Source organism: Phenylobacterium sp. GW821-FHT12F10 (genome assembly GCF_058806695.1).
Window position 1 is genome coordinate 534,200 of the sequence record NZ_JBXAPY010000003.1, and the last position, 21,927, is coordinate 556,126.

Consider the following 21,927-nt stretch of genomic DNA (forward strand, 5'->3'; position numbering starts at 1 on the left):
GCTTTCAGAATCAGTGCGCTCTCGAGGCGCGGGGCGCATGGCCGACGAAGATCTCTCGCCCGATCCCGAGCTTCCCGAGCGGGACCCCGACACGGCGGACATGTTCGGCGCGCCGCCGCCCGCAGCGGTAGCGCCTCCGCACGAGGCCTCTGCCGCCTACACCGTCATCGCCCGGAAGTACCGGCCCCGCACCTTCGACGACCTCTATGGCCAGGAGGCCATGGTGCGGACGCTGAAGAACGCCTTCTCCACCGGCCGGATCGCCCACGCCTTCATGCTGACCGGGGTGCGCGGGGTGGGCAAGACCACCACCGCCCGCCTGCTGGCCCGCGCGCTCAACTACGAGACCGACACCGTCCACGAACCGACCCTGGATCTCCACGTCGAGGGCCGCCACTGCAAGGCGATCATCGAAGGCCGGCACATGGACGTGCTCGAGCTCGACGCCGCCAGCCGCACCAAGGTCGAGGATATGCGCGAGCTGCTGGACGGGGTGCGCTACGCCCCCGTCGAGGCGCGCTACAAGGTCTACATCATCGACGAAGTGCACATGCTCTCCACCTCGTCCTTCAACGCCCTGTTGAAGACCCTGGAAGAGCCGCCGCCGCACGTGAAGTTCATCTTCGCCACCACCGAGATCCGCAAGGTGCCGGTGACCATCCTCTCGCGCTGCCAGAGGTTCGACCTGCGCCGGGTGGAGCCCGACGTCATCGTCAAGAACCTGGAGATGATCACCGAGGCCGAGGGGGTCCGGGTCGACGCCGAGGGGATGCTGCTGATCGCCCGCGCCGCCGAGGGTTCGGTGCGCGACGCCCAGTCCATGCTGGACCAGGCCATCGTCCAGGGCGAGCCCGGCCAGACGGTGCCGGCCACCCTGATCCGCGACATGCTGGGCCTGGCCGACCGGGCCCAGACCATCACGCTCTTCGAACAGACCATGCGGGGCGAGCCCGGCCCCGCCATCGAGACCTTCCGCACCCTCTACGGCTACGGCGCCGATCCGGGCCAGGTGATGATCGACTTGCTGGAGCACGCCCACGCCGCCTCGGTGGCCAAGGCCATCGGGGTCCACGCCCTGATCATGCCCCGCGAGCAGGCCGGGCGGCTGGCGGCCATCGGCGCCTCGGTCTCGGCCGGCACCCTGTCGCGCATGTGGCAGATGCTGCTTAGGGCCCATGACGAGGTGCGGCGCAGCCCCGACCCGGCCGCGGCGGTGGACATGGCCCTGATCCGCCTGGCCTACGCCGCGGATCTGCCCGGCCCCGAGGAGGCCCTGCGGCGGCTGCAGACCGGCGATCCCGTCGGTGGCGCGCCCGGACCTTCCGGCGGCGGTGGTGGCGGCGGATCCAGCCAGGGCGGCGGCGGAAGCGTCACGGCCCAGGCCCGCGTCCTGGCGCCCGAGCCCCAGGCGGCCGAGGCGCCGCCGGTGCTGCAGTCCTTCGCCGACGTCATCGCCCTGATCGAGAAGAAGCGCGACATCTCCCTGCGGCTGGACGTGGAGCGCTATGTGCGCCCGGTCAGCTTCCGCCCCGGGGCCATCGAGTTCGAGCCGGCCCCCGGCGCCCCGGCCAACCTGGCCCAGCGCCTGATCGGGCGCCTGAGGGAATGGACCGGCCAACCCTGGCTGATCGCCGCCCAGGGCGGCGGCGGGGCCGAGAGCCAGTGGGAGCGCCAGAAGCGCGAGGAGCGCGAGATCCGCGCCCAGATCGAGCAGGACCCCTTCATCCTGTCGGTGATGGAGAGCTTCCCGGGCGCCGAGATCGTCAGCATCCGCAACCTGCCGACCCCGGAGGCCTCGCCGGCCGACGCGCCGCCGGAAGAGGACGAGGACTAGTCAGATGAGCGACCGAGTGAGGGTTCGATGAAGGATTTGGGCGGCCTGATGAAACAGGCCCAGGCCATGCAGCAGAAGCTGGCCGAGGCGCAGGAGCGCCTGGCGCAGTTGTCCATCGAGGGCACGTCCGGCGGCGGCATGGTGAAGGTCGTGCTGAAGGGCTCGGGCGAACTGGCCTCGGTGGAGCTGGACGAGAGCCTGCTGGCGCCCGGCGAGGGCGAGGTGATCTCCGACCTGGTGGTGGCCGCCCACGCCGACGCCAAGCGCAAGCTGGACGCCGAACAGGCCCAGCTCATGCGCGACGCCGCCGGACCCCTGGCCGGCATGGGCCTGCCGGGCATGCCGAAGTTCTAGAGCTTCAGCTCCAGCCGGGCGACCTGGTTCGTCCGGTCCAGGAGCTCCTGGGTGGCGGTCCCGATCTGGATGAAGCCCATCTGCGTCCAGAAGCGCAGGGCGGCGGGGTTCTGATCCTGCACCACCAGGCGGATGGCGCGGCCGCCGTGGCCGCGGATCCAGGTCTTCAGCGCCGCGGCGATGGCCTTTCCCAGGCCCTGGCCGCGGGCCTCGGGCGCCACCAGCAGCAGGCCCAGATACCAGACGTGGGGCTGGGGGAAGTCCCGCAGCAGGTCGATCGCGGCGGTCAGGCCCTGGTCGGTCCAGACCCCGATGACGAACTTGTCGCGCAAGGGGTGGTCCGGCGGGACCTCGGTCAGCAGGTCGGCCGCGGCGTGGGGATCTGGCGGGTGGCCGGTGACCAGGACCTCGAAGTCCTCGCACCGCTCCAGCAGGTCCTGCAGCTCGGCCACCGCCGAGCCGGAGACCAGGGCCAGCAGGGCGCCCTCGACGACGGGAAGGTCGGGCGTGGTCATGGCGCGGGCTCCCCTCGACATCTACATAGGACGTACCGACAATCCCTTGAATCGCCCCCGCCTCGCCAGGAGCCAAGTTGGCCGCCTCCGCCGGACCTGAAATCGAGCGCCTGATCGCGCTGCTGTCGAAGCTGCCGGGCCTGGGCCCGCGCTCGGCCCGGCGCGCGGCGCTGGCCCTGCTCAAGCGGCGCGAGCAGCTGCTGCAGCCCCTGGCCGAGGCCCTGGCGGTGGCCGCCGAGCGGGTGAAGACCTGCGGCGTCTGCGGCTCGCTGGACACCCAGGACCCCTGCGCCATCTGTTCCGACCGCTCGCGGGACCCGACCCTGGTCTGCGTGGTGGAGGAGGTCGGCGCGCTCTGGGCCATGGAGCGGGCCAGCGCCTTCCGCGGCCGCTACCACGTGCTGGGGGGCCTGCTCTCAGCCCTGGACGGGGTGGGCCCCGAGGCTCTGAGGGTCAATTCCCTGGTGACCCGGGCCATGGAGGAGGGGGTGACCGAGGTGATCCTGGCCCTGCCGGCCACGGTGGACGGCCAGACCACGGCCCACTACCTGGCCGAGCGCCTCTCCAACGCCCACGTCTCGGTGACCATGCTGGCCCGCGGCGTCCCGGTGGGGGGCGAACTGGACTGGCTCGACGACGGGACGATCGCCCAGGCGATGCGCGCGAGGCGGCCGGCCTAGGGCCGCCGCGCCACCCAGACTAAACCCGACCAGCTGTGGCCGTCATAGGTGCTGGTGAAGTCGCGGCTCTCGTCGCGGTCGAGGCCCAGCTTGCGCATCACCGCCTGGGAGCGGTGGTTGGTCGCCTCGGTGTAGCTGAGCACCTCCTCGAACCCGCAGCGGGAAAAACCGTCGGCGAGGCTGGCGCGGGCGGCCTCGGTGGCGATGCCGGCGCCCCAGGCGCGGCGGACCAGGCGCCAGCCCACCTCCACATTCGGCGCGCGGGGATGCCAGGCGTCGATGGGCATGATGCCGACATAGCCGAGGAAGTCCCCCGCATGATCGGTCACCACCCAGCGGCTGTAGCCCAGGCGGTCATAGGCGTCGCGGTAGCGGGCCATCTTGGCCGCGGCGGCGTCGCGGTCCACGGGCCCGCCGGCGTCGGCCTGGACCTCGGGGTCGCCCAGCAGGTTGGCGAAGGCGTCGATGTCCTCGTCGCGCCAGGGCCGCAGGATCGTGCGCTCGGTGGTGATCATGGCGTCCCCCTCCCGGGAATCTGGTAGCACGGCGGCAGGCCGATGAACGAGGCGCCCATGTACGGAATCCTTTGCGCGACCCCCGAGGAGTTGGCGGCCCTGCAGGGGCGGCTCGGCGTCACCTCGCAGCCGGTGACCTATGGCCCGACCCAGGTCTGGACCGGCGAGCGCCAGGGGCAGGCCTTCGCGCTCGCCCTGGCCGGAATGGGCAAGGTCAATGCGGCGGCGGCCGCCACCCTGCTGCTGGCGGTGTTCCATGCCGACACCCTGATCTTCGCCGGCGTCGCGGGCGGGCTGAATCCGGCCCTGGGGGTCGGCTCGGTGCTGCTGGCCGAACGCCTGGACATCCACGACTACGGCCATGTCTTCGAGGGCGCCTTCACCCCCACGCGGTCGGGGGAGATGCCCATCGGGGCGCCGCGGCTGACGGCCCTGACCCCGGTCGCGTCCAAGGTGGCGGCCGATCTCGCCAGGCTGCGGGACGCGGTGGCGGGGAGGCTTGGCCATCCCATCGCGCTGGGCGGGGTGATCACCGCCGACTATTTCCTAAATTGCGCGGTGACGCGGGACGAGCTGCACGCCGCCTTCGCCGCCGACGCCATCGACATGGAGTCCGGGGCGGTGGACCAGGTGGCGCTGGCCTGGGGCCGGCCGCTCTATGTGATCCGCACCTTGTCGGACCTGGCCGGGGCGGAGAGCCATCTGAGCTATCTGGAGATGGCGCAGATGGCCGCCGACAACTCGGCCCTCTGCGTCCCGGCCCTCCTGGCGATTCTCGCCGACTCCGGCTAAGAACGGAGCATGAACTCGCTCCTGATCCTGCTCGTCGTCGCCCTCGTGGCCGCCGCCATCGGCTTCACCTGGGCCCTGATGGAGCGCGGCCGGGCCAATCGGGCCGAGGCGCGCGCCTGGGACCTGCAGGATTCGGCCTCGCGGCTGAAGCTGATCGAGGAGCAGGGGGGCCGCAACGCCGCCATCATCCAGGCCGAGGCCGCCAACGCCATCGCCGAACAGGTGCTCAAGCGGGCCGACGAGACCTTCCAGAACCGTGAGCAACTGGCCCAGGCGCGCCTGGAGGCCCAGCTCAAGCCGGTGGCCGAGAGCCTGGCCAAGTTCCAGGAACAGGTGGTGGCCGTCGAGAAGACCCGCGCCGAGGAGACCGGCGGCCTGAAGGCCCAGATCAGCCAGTTGCTGCTGGCCTCGACGGCGACGCAGGAAGAGGCGCGCAAGCTGTCGGCCGCCCTGCGCCGGGGGGCCGGGGTCCAGGGGCGCTGGGGCGAGCAGACCCTGCGCAACGTCCTGGAGGCTGCGGGCCTGCACAACCGCTACGACTTCGACGAACAGACCTCCACCGACACCGAGGAGGGCCGCCGGCGGCCCGACGTCACCGTGCGCCTGCCCGGCGGGGCGGTGTTCGTCATCGACGCCAAGTGCTCGCTGAACGCCTTCCTCGACGCCCAGGACGCCACCGACGAGGCGATCCGCGAGGCCTGCTATGTCCGCCACGCCCAGAGCGTGCGGGCCCACATGATCGGCCTGTCGGCCAAGACCTACTGGGACCAGTTCAACCAGGGCTCGCCGGACTTCGTGGCCATGTTCATCCCCGGCGACAGCTTCCTGGCCGCGGCCCTGGAACGGGCGCCGGAGCTGATGACCGAGGCCATGGACAAGCGGGTGCTGGTGGTGACCCCCACCACCCTGTTCGCCCTGTGCAAGGCGGTGGTCTACGGCTGGCGGGTGGAGGAGCAGGCGGCCAACGCCCAGGAGATCTCCAAGCTGGGGCGCGAGCTCTACAAGCGCCTGTCGGTGATGGGCGGCCACGCGGCCTCGGTGGGCAAGGCCCTGGAGGCCGCCGTCGGGCGCTACAACTCCTTCGTCGGCTCCCTGGAGACCCAGGTGATGACCCAGGCCCGGCGCTTCGAGGACCTGAAGGTGGACCATGAAGGCCGCGAGATGCCCGAGCTTGGCCCGGTGGAGACCGGCGTGCGGCCCCTGACCAAGCTGGCCCTGGAGCCTGAGGACGCGCCGCCCGCCGTCTTGACGCTCAAGGGCCGCTGACCTACCTGAAATCCCATGGCTCTCCGCGAAATCCTCGTCGTCCCCGACCCCGTGCTGAAACAGGTCTCCACCCCCGTCGAGGTGGTGGACGACGCTCTGCGCGCCCTGATGGACGACATGCTGGAGACGATGTACGCCGCGCCCGGCATCGGCCTGGCGGCGATCCAGATCGGCGTGCCCAAGCAGGTGATCGTCATGGACCTGGCGCGCCCCGAGGAGCCGCCGCAGCCGCAGTATTTCGTGAACCCGGAGATCCTGTGGGCCTCCGAGGACACCGCTCCCTACGAGGAGGGCTGCCTGTCGGTGCCCGACATCTATGACGAGGTGGAGCGGCCGGCCCGGGTGAAGCTGAAGTACCTCAACTACCAGGGCCAGGAAGTGGTGGAGGACGCCGAGGGCCTCTACGCCGTCTGCATCCAGCACGAGATGGACCACCTGAAGGGCGTGCTGTTCATCGACTACCTCTCGCGCCTGAAGCGCGACCGGGCGGTGGCCAAGGTGAAGAAACAGGTCCGGGCCGCCTAGAGCCTGCCCAATTCGGATGAATTGATCCGAAGCCGAAAGCGTCGTGAGAGGCCCGCCCGCGCGGGAGGGGACGATCAGGTTCTGGACGTGAACCTGTCGCCCCGACCAGACCCCCCCCGGGGCCCGGTCCCGACAATCCCGAATATCCTTTTCAGGGCCGCGGATTCGTCGGTCGCCAACGCGGACCGGTAAGCGCACCGGGCCTCGCATCCCGATAGCAGGGAGCCTAACACGGGGGGATGGCGTTTTCTGGTACGGCGCCCGCCGCGTTACCCATTCTGAGTGAGCACCCTGCGGCGATCATGACCGACGACGAGTTCCAAGGCCGCAGCTTCCCGTACGACGCCCTGGGGGCGATGCTGGCCCGGCCCGAGCTGGAGGAGGCCATGCGCCGCTCCGTGCGCGGCGCCGTGGACTATTACGAGGCCGCCCCGACCCTGCACCGCAACGTCAAGGACGTCAGCCGCTTCCTCCTGGGGGTGGTGGCGCTCTACCTGGACGCCAGCGGGGGGCTGACCCACCGCCGCCTGCGGGAGCTGTCGGGCAAGAGCGGCATCCTCAGCGCCGGCACCGCCACCGCCGTCCTGCTCAGGCTGCAGCTCATCGGCTACGTGACCCGGGGCGAGGCGCCCAACGGACTGCCGCGGCCCTACAAGCCCACCGCGGCCATGGCCATGGCGTTCCGGGATCGGCTGCGGATCGAACTGGAAGCGGTGGCGGGGCTGGAGCCCGGCGTCCAGACCCTGCTGGACGATCTCGACGACCCGGCGACCTTCGGCGCCTTCATGGCGGTGATGGGCGAGCAGTCGATGCAGGCCGCCGCCGCCCCCAACTCGGACATCGCCCCCTTCAACGCGCTCTCCATCCGCTCGGCCGGGCTGCTGATCCTGTTTGACCTGATGACGCGCGCCGACCGTGGGGGCGCCTATCCGCCGCAGGGGGAGGTGGAGGTCTCGGTGGCCGCCCTGGCCCGGCGCTACGAGGTGTCGCGCAGCCATGTCCTGAGCGTCCTGCGGGACATCGAGGCCGCCGGCTGGATGACCAAGGGCGGCGCCGACGGGACCTGGGTGCTGACCCCGGCCCTGGGGCGGACCGTGCGGATCTTCTACGGGATCACCTATCTGGGCCTGATCCTGGCCGCCGAGACGGTGGCCGAGCGGCGGCCCGACCGGCTGGCCGGCTAGGCCGGGCGCGTGGCGGACGGCCCGCCACGCCCGGGCCCCTATTTCTTGGCGTCGGCGGCGGCCTTGTCGATCTTGGCGTCGGCGGTGGCGGCGGCGTCCTGAGCCTTGTCGCCGGCCTTGGCCGCCCCGGCCTTGAGTTCCGCGCCGGCGGTGGTGAGCGCGTCCTTGGCCACGGCGCCGGCCTCGACCGCGCCTTCCTTCACGTCGGCGCCCAGGTCCTTCATCTCCGGACTGGTGGCGACCTCCTTGGTGGCCTCGCCGATCTTGGCGGCGGCGGCCTTGGCGTGCTCGCCGGTCTGGGCCTGTTCGGACTTGGAGCAGGCGGTGAGCGCGAGGCCCGCGACGGCGAGCGAGATAACGATGGCGTGGCGCATGGAACTTTTCTCCGAATGAGGCGTGCGGGTAACGGTCACGCTTGAGGCCGGTTCCCTATCGCCCCGCGCGCCGCTAAACCCCCGCCATGCGCCTGGCCTTCCTTGGAACCCCCGACTTCGCCGTCGCCTGTCTGGCGGCCCTGGTGGAGGCCGGCCACGAGATCGCGGCGGTCTACTCCCAGCCGCCGGCCCCGCGCGGGCGCGGCCAGGACCTGAAGCCCTCGCCGGCCCACGCCTACGCCCTTGAGCACGGCATCCCGGTGCGGACGCCCGTGTCCATGCGCGATCCCGCCGAGATCGCCGCCTTCGCCGACCTGAAGCTGGACGCCGCGGTGGTGGTGGCCTTTGGCCAGATCCTGCCCCGCGAGGTGCTGGAGGCGCCGCGGCTGGGCGCCTTCAACCTGCACGCCTCCCTGCTGCCCCGCTGGCGCGGCGCGGCCCCCATCCAGCGGGCGATCATGGCCGGCGACAAGGTCACGGGGGTGGAGGTCATGCAGATGACCGAGGGCCTGGACGAAGGCCCGGTCCTGGCCTCCGAGACCGTGCGCATCGACGCCCTGGAGACCGCCGGGACCCTGCACGACCGGCTGGCGGCGGTGGGCGCCGACCTGCTGACGCGCACCCTGGCGGCGGTCGAGGCGGGGACGGCCGTGGCGACGCCGCAGGCCGAAGAGGGCCTGACCTACGCCAAGAAGATCCGGCCCAAGGAGGCCCGGCTGCGCTGGACCAAGCCCGCCGCCGAGATCGATCGCAAGATCCGCGGCCTGTCGCCCTTCCCGGGCGCCTGGTTCGAACTGGCCACCGACAAGGGGCCGGTGCGGGTGAAGGCCCTGCTGTCCCAGGTGGAGGACGGCGAGGGGCCGCCCGGCCAGGTGCTGGACGACCGGCTGCTGGTGGCCTGCGGCGAAGGGGCGGTGCGCCTGCTGCGGGTGCAGCGGGAGGGCAAGGGGCCCCAGGACGCCGAGGTCTTCCTGCGGGGCTTCCCGGTGGCGGCGGGAACGAGCGCCCTCTGATGCCGCGCTACCGGATGACCATCGAATATGACGGCCGGCCCTATAAGGGCTTCCAGGCCCAGGCCAGCCTGCCGACGGTGCAGGGCGCGATCGAGCGGGCCGCCCAGGCCTTCTGCGGCGAGGACGCGCGGGTCAACGCCGCCGGCCGCACCGACACCGGCGTCCACGCCCTGGGACAGGTGATCCATATCGACCTGGAGAAGGCCTGGCCGGCGGCGACCGTGCGCAACGCCATCAACGCCCATCTCATGCCCGAGCCGATCTCGGTGCTGGACTGCGAGATTGCGGTGGGCGACTGGCACGCGCGGTTCTCGGCCGTCGAGCGGCGCTATCTCTACCGCATCCTCAACCGCGAAAGCCCGCCGGCCCTCGACCGGGGCCGGGTCTGGCACGTCAAGAAGCCCCTGGACGCCCAGGCCATGCATGAGGCCGCCCAGATCCTGGTGGGCCATCACGACTTCACCACCTTCCGGGACCTGGCCTGCCAGGCCAAGTCGCCGATGAAGACCATGGACCTGGCCACGGTCCGTCGGGAGGGCGCCGAGGTGGTGCTGGAGTTCGCCTCCCGCTCCTTCCTGCACCGCCAGGTCCGCTCCATGACCGGGACGCTGGCCGAGGTGGGGATCGGCCGCTGGACGGCGGCCGACGTGAAGGCCGCCCTGGAGGCGAAGGACCGCACGGCCTGCGGGCCGGTGGCGCCAGCCGACGGGCTGTATCTGGTGTCGGTGCGGTACTGAGCTTCTCCCTCCCCTTCATGGGGAGGGTGGACGGCCGAACGCCGGACGGGTGGGGAATGCGGGCCACACGCCCCCACGCCGGCCGCTATCGTGGCCTGCCGCTCCCCATGAAGGGGAGGGCGGAAACTAGCCCTTGAAGGCCTCGAAGTAGCGGGCGATCAGGCGTTCATAGACCGCCTGCAGCTGGCGGATCTCGGCGACCGGCGCGCGCTCGTCCACCGAGTGCATGGTCTTGCCCACCAGGCCCAGTTCCACGACCGGGCACAGGGCGCGGATGAAGCGGGCGTCCGAGGTGCCGCCGGTGGTGGAGAGTTCCGGGCCCTTGCCGGTGATGTCGGCCACGGCGGCGGCCACCACGTCGGTGAAGGGGCCGGGCTCGGTGAGGAAGGCCTCGCCGCTGATGGAGGGCGTCACCACGATATTGCCCTGGAAGCCGGCCAGGGCCTCGCGGGCCTCGCCCTCGATCCAGTCGGCCAGGGCCTGGCCGGTGTGGTTGGGGTTGAAGCGGATGTTGAGGCGGCCCCTCGCCACCGCCGGGATCACATTGGTGGCGGCGTTGCCGACATCCACCGTGGTGACCTCCAGGTTCGACGGCTGGAAGCCCAGGAAACCGGTGTCCAGCTCGTGCTCCGTCAGGCGGTTCAGCAGGGCGATGAGGACGGGAATGGGGTTGGCGGCGCGGTGCGGATAGGCCACGTGGCCCTGGACGCCCTCCACCACGATGTCGACATTGATCGAGCCGCGGCGGCCGATCTTGATCATGTCCCCGAAGGTCTCGGCGCTGGTGGGCTCGCCCACCACGCAGTGGTCGATGATCTCGCCCTGCGCCCTGAGCGCCTCCACCACCATCTTGGTGCCGTGGGTGGCGATCCCCTCCTCGTCCCCGGTGATCAGGAAGGAGAGGGAGCCCTTGACCTCGCCCGCCGCGATGGCCTTGGCGGCGGCGGCGGCGAAGGCGGCCACGGCGCTCTTCATGTCCACCGCGCCGCGGCCGATCAGGACGTCGTCGACGATCTCGGCGGCGAAGGCCTCGGAGCTCCAGGCGGCGGCGTCGCCCACCGGCACCACGTCGGTGTGGCCGGCGAAGCAGAGGTTGGGCCGGGCGGTCCCGTAGCGGGCGTAGAGGTTCTCGATCTCGCCGAACTTCATCCGGCGGCAGGAAAAGCCCAGGCCCTCCAGGGTCTGCTGGACGATCTCCATGGCGCCGGCGTCGGCCGGGGTCACGGAGGGGCGGCGGATCAGGTCCTGGGTCAGGGCGACGGGATCGAGCATGGCCCTGCTGGTAGCGGCCCGCGCGCCGGCGGGCAATGGCGTCGGCGCGGGGGTGTCAAGGCCTCCTGCCCGAAACGGGCTGGTTAATTTCTGTATTCCATCCCGTAGTGGGAAGCAACTGCATCGACGTTTGGAGCATGAAGGAAGAAACTCCCAATTCAATTGAGGAGAACAGCAATGCTCAGGTCGTGGTTTGATTCAAATTCCGGACGTCAATCACGCCCGATGACTGACGATGCGCCCAACCGGGAAGGATGTGTGATGGCCGAGCGGCCACATTTCGGGAAACGGCGTGAAGGCGCGGTGCGACAACTGTCGGCCACCAGCCATCTGTACTTCGCGATCCGGTCGATCTGCGCCGACGGACACCAGCACGTCATGCAGTACGCCTTCGTCGACGACCGGGGGACGGTGGTGCTCAGCGCGCTGGCCCGCTCGGCCAGCCCGGTGACCATGATCGCCGGCCAGCCGGCCGAGGACCTGACCATGGAGCCCCTGGACGCCGAGGCCTTCGAGTACCTGATGAGCCGCCTGTGCGGCGGCGCCACCCTGGTGGCCTTCCACCGGGTGCTGCAGGGCGGCTTGCTGCCCTATGTGGCGGTGGCCCAGGCCGCCAGCGTCGACTGCGCCTGGCGCCGGTTCCAGACCGTGGCCCGGCGGCGGGGCATCCGGCTCTCCCGCGGGGAGCCCCTGACCCTGGCCGACTGCCTCGAGCGGGCCGGGCTGCCGCCCCTGCAGTCGGACGACGCGGCCATGCGCGCCCTGGCGATCCGCGACCTGTGGCGGTGGATGGACGACCTGGACTCCTGAGGCCGGTGAGGCGGCCCGGTCTCCCAGGCCTGGAGCCGGATGGGCGCCTGAAGCGGCGACCGGTTCAGGCGTCCGTCGCGCCCTATGCGGCCACGTCGGGCCGGGGGGGATCGCGCCGGGCGTCCGACCGCCCGGTCTCCGGTCGGTCCCAGAACAGCGGCCGCAGGTCGCCGAAGAACTGGTCGAGGCCGTACTGGTCTCCCAGGACAAACAGACCCTCCTCGTCCCGCACCAGATAGCCCCGCTCGGCCAGGGCCAGCAGCTTGCGCCGCGCGCTCTCCCGCGGGATGCGGGTGATGTCGGCCAGGCTGAGCGCATTGAGTCCGCGCGGGCGGCTGGAGATCCTGCGGGGCTGGGCGGCCTGGCTCATGGACTCCGAAAGGTCCGCCAGCAGGAAGATCAGGTAGAGCAGGTACTGGTCCAGGTCGCCGTCGAACCGGCTGCGCGCGCGCACCAGGCTCAAGGACAGATGGCCGCCCCACCGATAGAAGAAGCGCGAGACGTCCTGGTCCAGATAGCCGGGATAGGGCTCCGCGCCCGCGGCGGCGCGGCCGGCGTTGTCGGGATCTCCGCTGGTGTTGTCTGGGTCGGCGTGGAGGCGGGCCGGCAGCATTGGGAGATCCGTGGTCAGAGTTAACGGTGTGTAAACGATAAAACTTGTGATTCAATAGTATCGAATGCTCAAGGGTGAGCTTGGAGGACAACCCCAGGTGCGACCTATCCGGCTCCGATACCAGAAAGTCGGCGTCGCACAACCGTCATTTATCTTACGATTCGACTTTAAGGTGCGGTCGTCATATATCCCCATATTGGGGAAATTGTGGCGATCCGAGGCCGGGCGCGCGGCCGGCCGGGCGACGCCGCCACAGGCCTTCGCCCGGGGCCGCCCTCTTGGGTGGAGCGTGACGGACGCCTGGACCGGCGACCCTGTCAGGCTCTAGCGGTCGGCGTCGGGACGCACGGCGTCCCAGAACAGCGGCCGCAGGTCGGCGAAGAACTGATCCAGGCCGTACCGCTCGCCCAGCATGAACAGGCCGTCGTCGTCGCGCACCAGATAGCCCTGGTCGGCCAGGGCCAGAAGCTTGCGCCGCGCGGTCTCGCGGGGGATCTGGGTGATGTCGGACAGGCTGAGGGCATTGAGGCCGCGGCGGCGCGCGAAGGTGCGCGGCGGGGTGGCCGACAGGGAGTCCGAGAGCTCCGACAGCAGGAAGATCAGGTAGAGCAGGTACTGATCCAGGTCGCCGTCGAAACGGCCGCGGACCCGGATCAGGGTGGCCGAGAGATGGCCGCCCCAGCGGTAGAAGAAGCGCGACACATCCTGGTCGAGATAGCCCGGATAGGGCTCGCCCCAGGAGGCGGGTTCGCCGTTCACGAGAGGCTGGGCCGTGTCCGTCTCGGCCGAAGCCTTCCGATCGTCATGAGACACACTAAGCATCGAATTGGCCTCTCAGTAGAGTTAACGTATGTTAACCAGGTAATCCATCTCTAGAATCCGGTCTTCGTAAATTGTTAACTTTTCATGTGTCGGCCAGATACATCGGAGATGGGGCCGATTTAGTTCGGCACAACCTCCTTTGCTGTTATCTAATCTATATATTCGCCTTTAAGGCGAGAAGGTGGCTTGCACCCAAAATGGGGTTTGAGCTGTGGAGGACGGTCACGTTCCTGTGCGGCGGGCATGAAAAAGCCCAGGGCGCGGGCGCCCTGGGCTGATGGCTGGCGGCTCGATGAGGGCCTTAGTCGCGGAGCAGCTCGTTGATCGAGGTCTTGGAGCGGGTGCGTTCGTCCACGGTCTTGACGATCACCGCGCAGTTGATGGACGGCAGACTCTCGCCGAAGGGGCTGGGCATGGAGCCCGGCATGATCACCGAATAGGGGGGCACCTCGCCCTGGAAGACCTCGCCGGTCTTGCGGTCGACGATGCGGGTGGTGGAGGTGATGAAGGTGCCCATGGACAGCACGCTGCCCTTGCGGACGATGACGCCCTCGGCGACCTCGGAGCGGGCGCCGATGAAGCAATCGTCCTCGATGATGGTGGGGTTGGCCTGCAGGGGCTCCAGCACCCCGCCGATGCCCGCGCCGCCGGAGAGGTGGACGTTCTTGCCGATCTGGGCGCAGGAGCCGACCGTGGCCCAGGTGTCCACCATGGTCCCCTCGTCGACATAGGCGCCGATGTTGACGAAGGAGGGCGTCAGGATCGCGCCCTTGGCGATATAGGCGCCGCGGCGGACGATGCAGCCGGGGACGGCGCGGAAGCCGGCGGCCTCGAAGCGGGCGGCGTCCCAGCCGGTGAACTTCAGGGGTATCTTGTCCCAGTAGGGATGCGGCGCGTCGGCGTCGATCAGCTGGTTGGCGCTGAGTCGGAAGGACAGCAGGATCGCCTGCTTGGCCCACTGGTGGGTGGTCCAGACGCCGTCGTCGCCGCGGCTGGCGACGCGCAGGGTTCCGGCGTCGAGCTGGTTGAGGGTCTCCTCGACGGCCTCGCGGACCTGGCCCTTGGTGGCGGTGTTGACCCCGTCGCGGGCCTCCCAGGCGGCTTCGATCACGGACTTCAGGTCTTGGGACATCAGGTGGGTTCCTTCAGACGCGCAGCCCCGAGGAAGGGTGCGAGCTTGGCGGTGCGGTGTTGGACGAAGGGGGCGGTGGAGGTCGCCGCGCGCGGGCCCACCAGGACGGTGGTCATGCCCAGGTCGAAGGCGGGCTTCAGGTTGCGCTCGGAGTCCTCGAAGAAGCTGGTGGCGGCGGGATCCAGGCCATGGGCGTCGATCATCCGCTGGAAGCCGAGAGGATCGGGCTTGGGGGTGAAGCCGAAGGAGTGGATGTGGAAGACGTCGTCGAACAGGTGGTCCAGGCCCAGATGGGCCAGGACCCGCTCGGCGTGCCTGTCGTCGGCGTTGGTGAAGATCAGGCGGCGTCCGGGCAGGCGCTCCAGAGCGGCAAGCAGGTCGGCGTCGTGGGCCAGCAGGTCCAGGGACAGGTCGTGGAACAGGGCGTGGAAGTCGGCGGGGTCGACCCCGTGGTTCAGCATCAGGCCGCGCAGGGTCAGGCCATGGTCGGCTAGGTACTTCTTCTGCAGGGCGTAGGCCTCGTCCCGCGGCAGGCCGGTGACCTTGGCCACGAAGTCGGTCATGCGCCCCTCGACCTGGCCCATGAACCCCGACTCCTCCGGGTAGAGGGTGTTGTCGAGGTCAAACAGCCAGGTGTCGATGTGGGAGAGGTCGGGGCTCATCGGGTGATGAGGGTGCCCGACCCGTGCTCGGTGAACAGCTCCACCAGCATGGCGTGGGGCCGCCGGCCGTCCAGGATGACCACCGCCTCGACCCCGGACTCCACCGCGGCGATGGCGGTCTCCAGCTTGGGGATCATGCCGCCCGAGGCCACGCCGGTGGCGATGGCGTCGCGGGCCTGCGCCACGCTCATCTCGCGGATCAGCTCGCCGTCGGCGCCCAGGACGCCGGTGACGTCGGTGAGCAGCAGCATGCGCTTGGCCTTCAGCGCCCCGGCCAGGGCGCCGGCCACGGTGTCGGCGTTGATGTTGAAGGTCTGACCCTCCTCGGAGACGCCGATCGGGGCGATCACCGGGATGTAGTCGTGGTCGGCGGAGATCAGGCCCTGGATGAGCTGGGGGTCGATGCGGGTCGGCTCGCCCACGAAGCCCAGGTCGACGGCCTGTTCGATCTGGCTGCCGGGGTCCTTTTTGGTGCGCTCCACCTTCTTGACGGTGATCAGTCGGGCGTCCTTGCCCGACAGGCCCACGCCGCGCACGTCGGCCTCGGCGCCGGCCAGGGTGATCCAGTTGGCGATCTCCTTGTTGATGGCGCCCGACAGCACCATCTCGGCGACCTCCATGGTGGCCTCGTCGGTCACCCGCAGGCCGTCGACGAAGGTCGACTTGACCCCGGCCTTGTCCAGCATGCGGGAGATCTGCGGGCCGCCGCCATGCACCACGACGGGGTGCAGGCCCAGCAGCTTCAGCAGCACGGCGTCGGCGGCGAACAGGCGGGCCACCGACTCCTGGCCCATGGCGTGGCCGCCGTACTTGATCACCACGGTCTCGCGATCGTAGCGCTGGATATAGGGCAGGGCCTCGGCCAGCGTCTTGGCGGTGGCCCAGCCTTGCTCTTCGGGGGTCTCGGTCACGTCGCTACGCACTCCGTCGGCTCGGAGGGGTCGATTAGCGGACAAGGGCGCCCCTGTCACCTTCGCGGCGGCTCGACGGGGCGCGGCTTCGTGCTAGCGTCACCGTCCGAGTCCAACCCCCGAAGGTATCCCCCCATGCGCTTCTCCGCCCTGTTCGCCTGCGCGGCCGTCCTCTTCGCCACCGGCGCCCAGGCCAAGACCGTGGCGGTCAGCGCCGAGCGCTTGGTGGACGTGGCCACCGGCAAGGTCACCGAAAAGCCCCTGGTGATCATCACCGACGGCCGCATCACCGCGGTCGGCAAGCAGGGGGACGCGACCCCGGCCGGGGCGCAGGCGGTGAACCTGCCCGGGGTGACCCTGCTGCCGGGCCTGATCGACATGCACACCCACATCACCTCGTCGCCGCTGTTCGGGGGCTACAACTATCTGGAGAAGTCCGACGCCTACTGGGCGGTGGCCTCGACCCGCTACGCCAAGGACACCCTCGACGCCGGCTTCACCACGATCCGCAATGTGGGCGCCGACTTCTATGACGATGTCGGCCTGCGCGAGGCGATCGACGACGGGCTGGTGGTGGGACCGCGCATCATCACCGCCACCTACGCCATCGGCGCCACCGGCGGCCACTGCGACTCCACCTTCTTCCCGCCCTCGATGAACCAGGTGGCCGAGGCGGTGATCGACAGCCCCGACGAGGGCCGCCGCATGGTGCGCAAGCTGAAGAAGTACGGCGCCCAGGTGATCAAGATCTGCGCCACCGGCGGGGTCTTCTCCCACGGGGACGAGCCGGGCGCCCAGCAGCTGACCCTGGAGGAGATCAAGGCCATCGTCGACGAGGCCCACATGGCCGGTCTGAAGGTGGCCGCCCACGCCCACGGGGCGCCGGGGATCAAGGCCTCGATCCTGGCCGGCGTCGACACCATCGAGCATGTCAGCCTGGTGGACGACGAGGGGATCAAGCTGGCCCTGCAGAAGGGGACCTACTTCGGCATGGACATCTACAACACCGACTACACCCAGGCCGAGGGCAAGAAGAACGGCGTGCTGGAGGATAACCTGCGCAAGGACCGCGATATCGGCGAGATCCAGCGGCAGAACTACGCCAAGGCCCTGAAGGCCGGGGTGAAGATGATCTATTCCACCGACGCCGGGGTCTACCCGCACGGCGACAACGCCAAGCAGTTCGCGGTGATGGTGCGCTATGGCGCGACCCCGCTGCAGGCCATCCAGTCGGCCACGGTCACCGCCGCCCAGGCGCTCGGCCAGGAGAAGGACGTCGGCCAGGTGAAGGTGGGCGCCTATGGCGACCTCGTGGGCGTGACCGGCGATCCCCTGAAGGACGTCACCGTCCTGGAGCACCCGGCCTTCGTGATGAAGGGCGGGGACGTGGTGAAGGCGCCCTGACCATCGGCGTCCCTACAGCGCCACCTCGGGCAGGACCGTGGCGAAGTGGTGCTCGACGGCTTCGTAGCATTCGCAGGAGGCCTTCTCGAGGCCGGCGCGGTCGAGGATCTCCACCCGGCCGCGGTGGGTCTTGAGCAGGCCGCGGGCGGCCAGCTGGGCGGTGACGGCCGAGACCGTGGTGCGCTGGACCCCCAGCATCTCGGCCAGGGATTCCTGGGTCAGGTGGATGATCTTGTCGCCGGCCCGGTCGTGGGTGGCCAGCAGCCAGCGGCAGCAGCGCTCCTCCACCGTGTGCAGGGCGTTGCAGGCCACCGACTGCATCATCTGGGCGAGCAGGGCGTCGGCGTAGCGGGAGAAGAGGTCGCCGAACCGGGCCGAGCCGAGCTTGGCGGCCTCCAGGTGGCTGGTGGAGATGGCGTAGGCCGAGCCGGCCACCTGCACCACGGCGCGGCCAAAGGCGGGCTTGTGGCCCTCGCTGACGATACCGCCGACGGCGCCCTCCCGGCCGATGGTGGCCGCCTCCACCTCGCGCCCGTCACGGGTGACGATCAGCAGGGAGGCCATGGTCTGGCGGCAGGGGAAATAGGTGGTGCCCACATCGTCGCCGGGCTCGAACAGCACCCGCCCGCGGGGCAGGGCGACGAGCTCCAGGTGCGGCTCCAGGACCGCGAAGTCCCGCAGGGACAGGGCGGCCAGCAGGCGATTGGACAGGCGCGGATGCGGGCCCGACGGGTCCGTGCTGTCCGGCGCGGTGACGACCTTGTTCATGCGACAATTCCCCAGGTACCGACCTGGCAAGAACGCACGATTGGCCGAACGGCTCCGCTTGTCCGGAACCCGACGGAGTCGGACGGCGCGGGCGGCGGGAAGGGGGCTCAGCCCTGCAGGACCACCAGCAGGACCGGGATCACCAGGCCGGCCGCCAGCAGGCCGCGGATCAGGCCCCGGCGGCGGGTGGAGATCAGCGCCATCCACAGGCCCAGGACCGTGGAGGTCACCAGGCCCGCCGAGACCAGCAGGAACAGCCACTTCAAGGCCTGGACCGCAAGGGGCTTGGCCTTTTCCGGCTCGGGCGCCCTGGCGGCCTCGGGCTTGGCGGCGCTGGCGGCGGGGGGCGGGCGCTTGGGTTTGGCGGCGAAGCGCTGGTTCTTGTGCAGCTCCCCCAGCTTCTCGATGACGGCGGCGGGCTGATAGGCGCCGTGGGCCTCGTGCAGGGCGAAGAGCTGCAGGGCGCCGGTCACGGCGAAGAACAGGATGCTGGGGGCGATGAAGACCCCCAGATAGGTGTGCCAGCGGCGCACGGTCATCATCAGGGCGGCGGGGTTGCGCCGGGGCGCGGTCTCGGGAGCGGCCAAGTTCGGTCTCCGGAAGCTATGGCGAAGGTTCGCCTCCGGTCTTAGGCCGTGTCGGGCCGCGGCGCCTAATCGGTGACGGCGGAGGGCTCGGTGAGGGGCAGGACCTCGCAGGCGGCGGCCACCTCGGCGCGCAGCTCGGGGATGCCCGTGCCCTTCTCGGAGGAGGTGGCCAGGACGCGGGGGAAGGCCGCGGGGCGCTTGGCGATGGCCTTCTGGGTGCGCTCCACCAGGGCGGCGACCTCGGCGGGCTTCATCTTGTCGGCCTTGGTGAGGATGATCTGGTAGGAGACCGCGGCCTTGTCGAAGGCGTCCATCGGCTCGATGTCGACCTCCTTGAGGCCGTGCCGGGCGTCGATCAGCAGATAGGCGCGCTTCAGGTTGGCCCGGCCGCGCAGATAGTCGCGGCCGAGGTTCTGGAACTTCTTCGTCGTGATCTTGGAGGCGCGGGCCCAGCCATAGCCCGGCAGGTCCACCAGGCGGATGGCGTCGTCCAGGACGAAGAAGTTCACCTCGCGGGTGCGGCCGGGCTCGTTGGAGGCCCGGGCCAGCTTCTTGTGGCCCACCAGGGCGTTGATCAGCGAGGACTTGCCGACATTGGAGCGGCCGGCGAAGGCGACCTCGGGCATGTCCGACGGCGGCAGGCCGTCCACCGAGACGGCTCCCATCAGGAAGGTGGCCTGGCGCGCGAAGAGGACGCGCGCGGCCTCGATCTCGGCCTCGTCGAAGGTCCCGTCGGTGTTCACTCTTGGAGCCTGGGCTTGCCGGTGATCTTGGCGATCAGGCTGTCGATGGGGTTATCCACCTTGAAGCGCCGCATGATGATGTACTGCTGGATGATGGTCAGGATGTTGGACCAGGTCCAGTAGATCAGCAGGCCCACGGCGAAGGGGGCCATGATGAACGTGAAGATGATCGGCATGAACTGGAAGATCTTCTGCTGGACGGGGTCGCCGGCCGGCGGGTTCATCGAGGTGGTGAGCCACATGGTCACGCCGTAGCAGAGGGCGAGCGCGCCGATGTGCAGGGTGGTGTCCAGCAGGCCGCCGACCATGGGCAGGCTGGCCGGGTTCCACGGGATCAGACCGAACAGGTTCCACACGGTGGAGGGGTCGCGGGCCGAGAGGTCCTGGATCCAGCCGAAGAAGGGGGCGTGCCGCATCTCGATGGTGACCGTCAGCACCTTGTACAGGGCGTAGAAGACCGGGATCTGCAGCAGCATGGGAAGGCAACCGGTGACCGGGTTGATCTTCTCCTTCTGATAGAGGGCCATCAGCTCGGTCTGCTGCTTGGTGGCGTCGTCCTTGTATTTCGCGCGCAGCGCCTCGATCTGGGGCTGCACCTTCTTCATCTTGGTGATCGACTCGTAGCTCTTGTTGGCGAGCGGGAAGAAGACCACCTTCACCGCCACGGTGAGCAGCAGGATGGCGATGCCGAAGTTGCCGACGTGGCCGTGGATGAACTCCAGGAACTGGAACAGCGGCCGGGTGAAGAACCAGAACATGCCCCAGTCGACGGCCTGGTCGAAGCGCGGCACGCCGAGATTGGTCTCGTAGGCCTTCAGGACCGGCACGGTCTTGGCGCCGCCGAAGAAGCGCTGGGTCTCGGTGACCTGGCGGCCGGGCGCGATGACGCGGGCGGCGCCCACATAGTTGGCCTCGAAGATGTCGAAGCCGCCGCTCTTGGTGACGCGGAACTGGCTCTGGACCGCCTCGGTCTGGGCCGGGATCAGGGCCGCCAGCCAGTACTTGTCGGTGATGCCGGCCCAGCCGCCGGTGGTGGGATAGGAGGCGCCGCCGTCCTTGGACCACTTCTTGAACTTGATCAGCCGCAGCTCATTGCCCAGCCAGCCCACCGCGCCCTCGTGGACGATGGAGTTCTTGCCGATGTCGGCGGGCAGGCCCTGGCGCTGCACCGAGCCGTAGGGGGCGAGGGTCACCGCCGCCGTCCCGGTGTTGGCCACGGTGTCGGCGATGGTGAACATGAAGCGGTCGTCCACCGAGATCTGCCGGGTGAAGGTCAGGCCCGCGCCGTTGGTGGTGGACAGCGTGATCGGGGCGCCGGGCGCCAGGGTCGCGCCCTGGGTCTGGGTCCAGACGGTGTCGGCGGTGGGCAGGCCGGGCACATTGGCGCCGGCCCAGCCGAACTCGGCGAACTGGGCGTGCTGGGCGCCCTCGGGGCGCAGCAGCTCCACCGGCGGGGAGTCCTTGGCCACCGTCTCGCGGTACTGCTTCAGATAGAGGTCATCCAGGCGGGCGCCGCGCAGGGAGATCGAGCCCGAGAGCGCCGGGGTCTCGATGCGCACCCGCGGGCTGGCGGCGGCGGCGACATTGCGGGAAACCAGGGCCTCGGCGGCGGTGGGCGGAGCCTTGGTGAGGTTCTGGGCCTGGACCTGGGCGCTGGCGGCCGGCGGGTTGCGGGCCAGCTCGGCCTCCCGCTGCTTGGCGCGCGGGCCCATGACCAGGAACTGGTAGGCCAGCAGCAGCGCCATCGCCGAGACCACGAAGATGATCGTGTTGCGGTTTGAGTTGTCTTGCATGAGGGGCGCGCGCTCAAACGGAAGGGGGAGGAGCGCGGTCGGGCGCGCGGGTGTCGCTATCGGCGCCGAGGCTTATCAGCGCGCTTTTCACATCGTCAAGCAAACGCGCCCAGGGGCGCGTCGGCGCGCCGCCCCGGGCGATGAAGACATAGTCGAAGCCGGGCTTGCCCAGGACCGGGACCAAGGCTCGGGCGGCCTCGCGCATCCGGCGCTTGGCGCGGTTGCGAACCACCGCGCCGCCGACCTTGCGGGTGGCGGTGAAACCGATCCGGACGAGGGGGCGATCGTCGGCCCGATGACGGGCCTGCAGCACCACGGCGCCGCGGGCGCACGAGGGCGCCTTGGCCGCGGCCAGGAAATCAGGCCGGATCTTCAGATGTTCGATGGGAAAGACGGGGTCCGTCATGCGGACGCCCCAAGACCCTGGTATTAGGCGGTCAGGCGCTTACGACCCTTGGCGCGCCGACGGGCGATCACCTTCTGGCCGTTCTTGGTGGCCATGCGCGAACGCCAGCCGTGCCGGCGTGCGCGCACGAGACGGGAGGGCTGGAAAGTGCGTTTCACGGGACTGGCTCCGGGTCGAAATCGAGCGGCGGGGAATAAGGGGTGGGGCAGGCGATG

The 21,927-nt window shown here is 69.9% G+C and carries 26 protein-coding genes; 11 read left to right on the plus strand and 15 right to left on the minus strand.

Annotation, left to right across the window (positions count from 1 at the left end; all coding sequences use genetic code 11):
- Positions 1-37: 37 nt before the first annotated feature.
- The gene (locus AC1RN5_RS18680) at positions 38-1,834 is read left to right on the plus strand and encodes a DNA polymerase III subunit gamma/tau (protein ID WP_493042785.1); all 1,797 of its coding nucleotides are present in this window, start codon (positions 38-40) and stop codon (positions 1,832-1,834) included.
- A 27-nt stretch (positions 1,835-1,861) separates the two neighbouring features.
- Positions 1,862-2,188 (plus strand): YbaB/EbfC family nucleoid-associated protein, encoded by a 327-nt coding sequence (locus tag AC1RN5_RS18685; RefSeq protein ID WP_304701198.1) that lies wholly within the window; start codon positions 1,862-1,864, stop codon positions 2,186-2,188.
- Here AC1RN5_RS18685 and AC1RN5_RS18690 read toward each other — a convergent pair.
- Positions 2,185-2,703, minus strand: a complete 519-nt coding sequence (locus AC1RN5_RS18690; protein ID WP_493042787.1) for a GNAT family N-acetyltransferase — start codon at positions 2,701-2,703, stop codon at positions 2,185-2,187. The two genes, AC1RN5_RS18685 and AC1RN5_RS18690, sit on opposite strands and share 4 nt — an antisense overlap.
- Before the next feature lie 77 nt (positions 2,704-2,780).
- Between AC1RN5_RS18690 and recR the strand changes: the two genes are divergently transcribed.
- Positions 2,781-3,383: a recombination mediator RecR gene (gene recR / locus AC1RN5_RS18695; protein WP_493042788.1), complete on the plus strand. Its 603-nt coding sequence runs from the start codon at positions 2,781-2,783 to the stop codon at positions 3,381-3,383.
- Here the strand turns inward: recR and AC1RN5_RS18700 are convergent.
- Positions 3,380-3,898: a GNAT family N-acetyltransferase gene (locus tag AC1RN5_RS18700; RefSeq protein ID WP_493042790.1), complete on the minus strand. Its 519-nt coding sequence runs from the start codon at positions 3,896-3,898 to the stop codon at positions 3,380-3,382. The genes recR and AC1RN5_RS18700 overlap by 4 nt on opposite strands.
- Before the next feature lie 57 nt (positions 3,899-3,955).
- Here AC1RN5_RS18700 and mtnN point away from each other — a divergent pair, with 57 nt between their 5' ends.
- From mtnN to AC1RN5_RS18720, 4 genes are all read left to right on the plus strand, one after another.
- Complete coding sequence (mtnN, locus tag AC1RN5_RS18705) at positions 3,956-4,690, plus strand: 5'-methylthioadenosine/S-adenosylhomocysteine nucleosidase (RefSeq protein ID WP_493042793.1); 735 nt, start codon at positions 3,956-3,958, stop codon at positions 4,688-4,690.
- Positions 4,691-4,699: 9 nt separating this feature from the next.
- On the plus strand, positions 4,700-5,956 hold the full coding sequence (locus AC1RN5_RS18710) for a DNA recombination protein RmuC (RefSeq protein ID WP_493042795.1): 1,257 nt from the start codon (positions 4,700-4,702) through the stop codon (positions 5,954-5,956).
- A 15-nt stretch (positions 5,957-5,971) separates the two neighbouring features.
- Positions 5,972-6,481: a peptide deformylase gene (def, locus tag AC1RN5_RS18715; RefSeq protein ID WP_493042797.1), complete on the plus strand. Its 510-nt coding sequence runs from the start codon at positions 5,972-5,974 to the stop codon at positions 6,479-6,481.
- A 302-nt stretch (positions 6,482-6,783) separates the two neighbouring features.
- Complete coding sequence (locus tag AC1RN5_RS18720; protein WP_493042798.1) at positions 6,784-7,665, plus strand: hypothetical protein; 882 nt, start codon at positions 6,784-6,786, stop codon at positions 7,663-7,665.
- Between the two features lie 38 nt (positions 7,666-7,703).
- On the opposite strand, the gene AC1RN5_RS18725 is transcribed toward AC1RN5_RS18720, so the two are convergent.
- Positions 7,704-8,039, minus strand: coding sequence for a hypothetical protein (locus tag AC1RN5_RS18725; protein WP_493042800.1), 336 nt, complete (start codon positions 8,037-8,039; stop codon positions 7,704-7,706).
- An 86-nt stretch (positions 8,040-8,125) separates the two neighbouring features.
- On the opposite strand from AC1RN5_RS18725, the gene fmt reads away from it, so the two are divergent.
- Both fmt and truA read left to right on the plus strand, forming a co-directional pair.
- Complete coding sequence (gene fmt / locus AC1RN5_RS18730) at positions 8,126-9,052, plus strand: methionyl-tRNA formyltransferase (protein WP_493042802.1); 927 nt, start codon at positions 8,126-8,128, stop codon at positions 9,050-9,052.
- Positions 9,052-9,789: a tRNA pseudouridine(38-40) synthase TruA gene (gene truA / locus AC1RN5_RS18735; protein ID WP_493042804.1), complete on the plus strand. Its 738-nt coding sequence runs from the start codon at positions 9,052-9,054 to the stop codon at positions 9,787-9,789. Before fmt ends, truA begins: the two co-directional genes overlap by 1 nt.
- 126 nt (positions 9,790-9,915) lie before the next feature.
- On the opposite strand, the gene dapE is transcribed toward truA, so the two are convergent.
- A complete protein-coding gene (gene dapE, locus AC1RN5_RS18740) occupies positions 9,916-11,061 on the minus strand; it encodes a succinyl-diaminopimelate desuccinylase (RefSeq protein ID WP_493042805.1) in 1,146 nt (381 codons plus the stop codon).
- A 303-nt stretch (positions 11,062-11,364) separates the two neighbouring features.
- On the opposite strand from dapE, the gene AC1RN5_RS18745 reads away from it, so the two are divergent.
- A complete protein-coding gene (locus AC1RN5_RS18745; RefSeq protein ID WP_421934175.1) occupies positions 11,365-11,871 on the plus strand; it encodes a hypothetical protein in 507 nt (168 codons plus the stop codon).
- 82 nt (positions 11,872-11,953) lie between these two features.
- On the opposite strand, the gene AC1RN5_RS18750 is transcribed toward AC1RN5_RS18745, so the two are convergent.
- The 5 genes from AC1RN5_RS18750 to argB form a co-directional block, all read right to left on the minus strand.
- Positions 11,954-12,484, minus strand: coding sequence for a hypothetical protein (locus AC1RN5_RS18750; protein WP_493042808.1), 531 nt, complete (start codon positions 12,482-12,484; stop codon positions 11,954-11,956).
- 324 nt (positions 12,485-12,808) lie between these two features.
- Positions 12,809-13,243 (minus strand): hypothetical protein, encoded by a 435-nt coding sequence (locus tag AC1RN5_RS18755; protein ID WP_493042810.1) that lies wholly within the window; start codon positions 13,241-13,243, stop codon positions 12,809-12,811.
- Between the two features lie 364 nt (positions 13,244-13,607).
- Entirely contained in the window at positions 13,608-14,438 is an 831-nt protein-coding gene (dapD, locus tag AC1RN5_RS18760) for a 2,3,4,5-tetrahydropyridine-2,6-dicarboxylate N-succinyltransferase (protein ID WP_493042811.1), read from the minus strand.
- Positions 14,438-15,100, minus strand: coding sequence for a pyrimidine 5'-nucleotidase (locus AC1RN5_RS18765; RefSeq protein ID WP_493042813.1), 663 nt, complete (start codon positions 15,098-15,100; stop codon positions 14,438-14,440). The genes dapD and AC1RN5_RS18765 overlap by 1 nt, the downstream gene beginning before the upstream one ends.
- Positions 15,097-16,011, minus strand: coding sequence for an acetylglutamate kinase (gene argB / locus AC1RN5_RS18770; protein ID WP_493042815.1), 915 nt, complete (start codon positions 16,009-16,011; stop codon positions 15,097-15,099). The genes AC1RN5_RS18765 and argB overlap by 4 nt, the downstream gene beginning before the upstream one ends.
- 135 nt (positions 16,012-16,146) lie before the next feature.
- Here argB and AC1RN5_RS18775 point away from each other — a divergent pair, with 135 nt between their 5' ends.
- Positions 16,147-17,415 (plus strand): Xaa-Pro dipeptidase, encoded by a 1,269-nt coding sequence (locus tag AC1RN5_RS18775; protein WP_493042817.1) that lies wholly within the window; start codon positions 16,147-16,149, stop codon positions 17,413-17,415.
- A 12-nt stretch (positions 17,416-17,427) separates the two neighbouring features.
- On the opposite strand, the gene AC1RN5_RS18780 is transcribed toward AC1RN5_RS18775, so the two are convergent.
- The 6 genes from AC1RN5_RS18780 to rpmH all read right to left on the minus strand — a co-directional run bounded on the left by AC1RN5_RS18780 (position 17,428) and on the right by rpmH (position 21,870).
- The gene (locus tag AC1RN5_RS18780; RefSeq protein ID WP_493042819.1) at positions 17,428-18,183 is read right to left on the minus strand and encodes a Crp/Fnr family transcriptional regulator; all 756 of its coding nucleotides are present in this window, start codon (positions 18,181-18,183) and stop codon (positions 17,428-17,430) included.
- Between the two features lie 107 nt (positions 18,184-18,290).
- Positions 18,291-18,770 carry a hypothetical protein gene (locus AC1RN5_RS18785; RefSeq protein ID WP_493042821.1) on the minus strand — a complete coding sequence of 160 codons (480 nt, stop codon included), beginning with the start codon at positions 18,768-18,770 and terminating at the stop codon, positions 18,291-18,293.
- Positions 18,771-18,835: 65 nt separating this feature from the next.
- Positions 18,836-19,513, minus strand: coding sequence for a ribosome biogenesis GTP-binding protein YihA/YsxC (yihA, locus tag AC1RN5_RS18790; protein ID WP_493042823.1), 678 nt, complete (start codon positions 19,511-19,513; stop codon positions 18,836-18,838).
- Positions 19,510-21,306, minus strand: a complete 1,797-nt coding sequence (yidC, locus tag AC1RN5_RS18795; RefSeq protein WP_493042825.1) for a membrane protein insertase YidC — start codon at positions 21,304-21,306, stop codon at positions 19,510-19,512. The genes yihA and yidC overlap by 4 nt, the downstream gene beginning before the upstream one ends.
- 13 nt (positions 21,307-21,319) lie before the next feature.
- Complete coding sequence (rnpA, locus tag AC1RN5_RS18800; RefSeq protein WP_421934186.1) at positions 21,320-21,712, minus strand: ribonuclease P protein component; 393 nt, start codon at positions 21,710-21,712, stop codon at positions 21,320-21,322.
- 23 nt (positions 21,713-21,735) lie between these two features.
- Positions 21,736-21,870 carry a 50S ribosomal protein L34 gene (rpmH, locus tag AC1RN5_RS18805; RefSeq protein WP_215343146.1) on the minus strand — a complete coding sequence of 45 codons (135 nt, stop codon included), beginning with the start codon at positions 21,868-21,870 and terminating at the stop codon, positions 21,736-21,738.
- Between the last annotated feature and the right edge of the window lie 57 nt (positions 21,871-21,927).

What these genes read in the sequence shown, in the direction of transcription:
- fmt (WP_493042802.1), top strand. Translation starts at nt 8,126, where the DNA reads ATGCGCCTGGCCTTCCTTGGAACCCCCGACTTCGCCGTCGCCTGTCTG.
- AC1RN5_RS18765 (WP_493042813.1), bottom strand. Translation starts at nt 15,100, where the DNA reads ATGAGCCCCGACCTCTCCCACATCGACACCTGGCTGTTTGACCTCGAC.
- AC1RN5_RS18775 (WP_493042817.1), top strand. Translation starts at nt 16,147, where the DNA reads ATGCGCTTCTCCGCCCTGTTCGCCTGCGCGGCCGTCCTCTTCGCCACC.
- truA (WP_493042804.1), top strand. Translation starts at nt 9,052, where the DNA reads ATGCCGCGCTACCGGATGACCATCGAATATGACGGCCGGCCCTATAAG.
- AC1RN5_RS18725 (WP_493042800.1), bottom strand. Translation starts at nt 8,039, where the DNA reads ATGCGCCACGCCATCGTTATCTCGCTCGCCGTCGCGGGCCTCGCGCTC.
- AC1RN5_RS18685 (WP_304701198.1), top strand. Translation starts at nt 1,862, where the DNA reads ATGAAGGATTTGGGCGGCCTGATGAAACAGGCCCAGGCCATGCAGCAG.
- AC1RN5_RS18720 (WP_493042798.1), top strand. Translation starts at nt 6,784, where the DNA reads ATGACCGACGACGAGTTCCAAGGCCGCAGCTTCCCGTACGACGCCCTG.
- AC1RN5_RS18690 (WP_493042787.1), bottom strand. Translation starts at nt 2,703, where the DNA reads ATGACCACGCCCGACCTTCCCGTCGTCGAGGGCGCCCTGCTGGCCCTG.
- dapD (WP_493042811.1), bottom strand. Translation starts at nt 14,438, where the DNA reads ATGTCCCAAGACCTGAAGTCCGTGATCGAAGCCGCCTGGGAGGCCCGC.
- mtnN (WP_493042793.1), top strand. Translation starts at nt 3,956, where the DNA reads ATGTACGGAATCCTTTGCGCGACCCCCGAGGAGTTGGCGGCCCTGCAG.
- AC1RN5_RS18700 (WP_493042790.1), bottom strand. Translation starts at nt 3,898, where the DNA reads ATGATCACCACCGAGCGCACGATCCTGCGGCCCTGGCGCGACGAGGAC.
- yidC (WP_493042825.1), bottom strand. Translation starts at nt 21,306, where the DNA reads ATGCAAGACAACTCAAACCGCAACACGATCATCTTCGTGGTCTCGGCG.
- rnpA (WP_421934186.1), bottom strand. Translation starts at nt 21,712, where the DNA reads ATGACGGACCCCGTCTTTCCCATCGAACATCTGAAGATCCGGCCTGAT.
- def (WP_493042797.1), top strand. Translation starts at nt 5,972, where the DNA reads ATGGCTCTCCGCGAAATCCTCGTCGTCCCCGACCCCGTGCTGAAACAG.
- AC1RN5_RS18710 (WP_493042795.1), top strand. Translation starts at nt 4,700, where the DNA reads ATGAACTCGCTCCTGATCCTGCTCGTCGTCGCCCTCGTGGCCGCCGCC.
- AC1RN5_RS18680 (WP_493042785.1), top strand. Translation starts at nt 38, where the DNA reads ATGGCCGACGAAGATCTCTCGCCCGATCCCGAGCTTCCCGAGCGGGAC.
- AC1RN5_RS18750 (WP_493042808.1), bottom strand. Translation starts at nt 12,484, where the DNA reads ATGCTGCCGGCCCGCCTCCACGCCGACCCAGACAACACCAGCGGAGAT.
- dapE (WP_493042805.1), bottom strand. Translation starts at nt 11,061, where the DNA reads ATGCTCGATCCCGTCGCCCTGACCCAGGACCTGATCCGCCGCCCCTCC.
- AC1RN5_RS18780 (WP_493042819.1), bottom strand. Translation starts at nt 18,183, where the DNA reads ATGAACAAGGTCGTCACCGCGCCGGACAGCACGGACCCGTCGGGCCCG.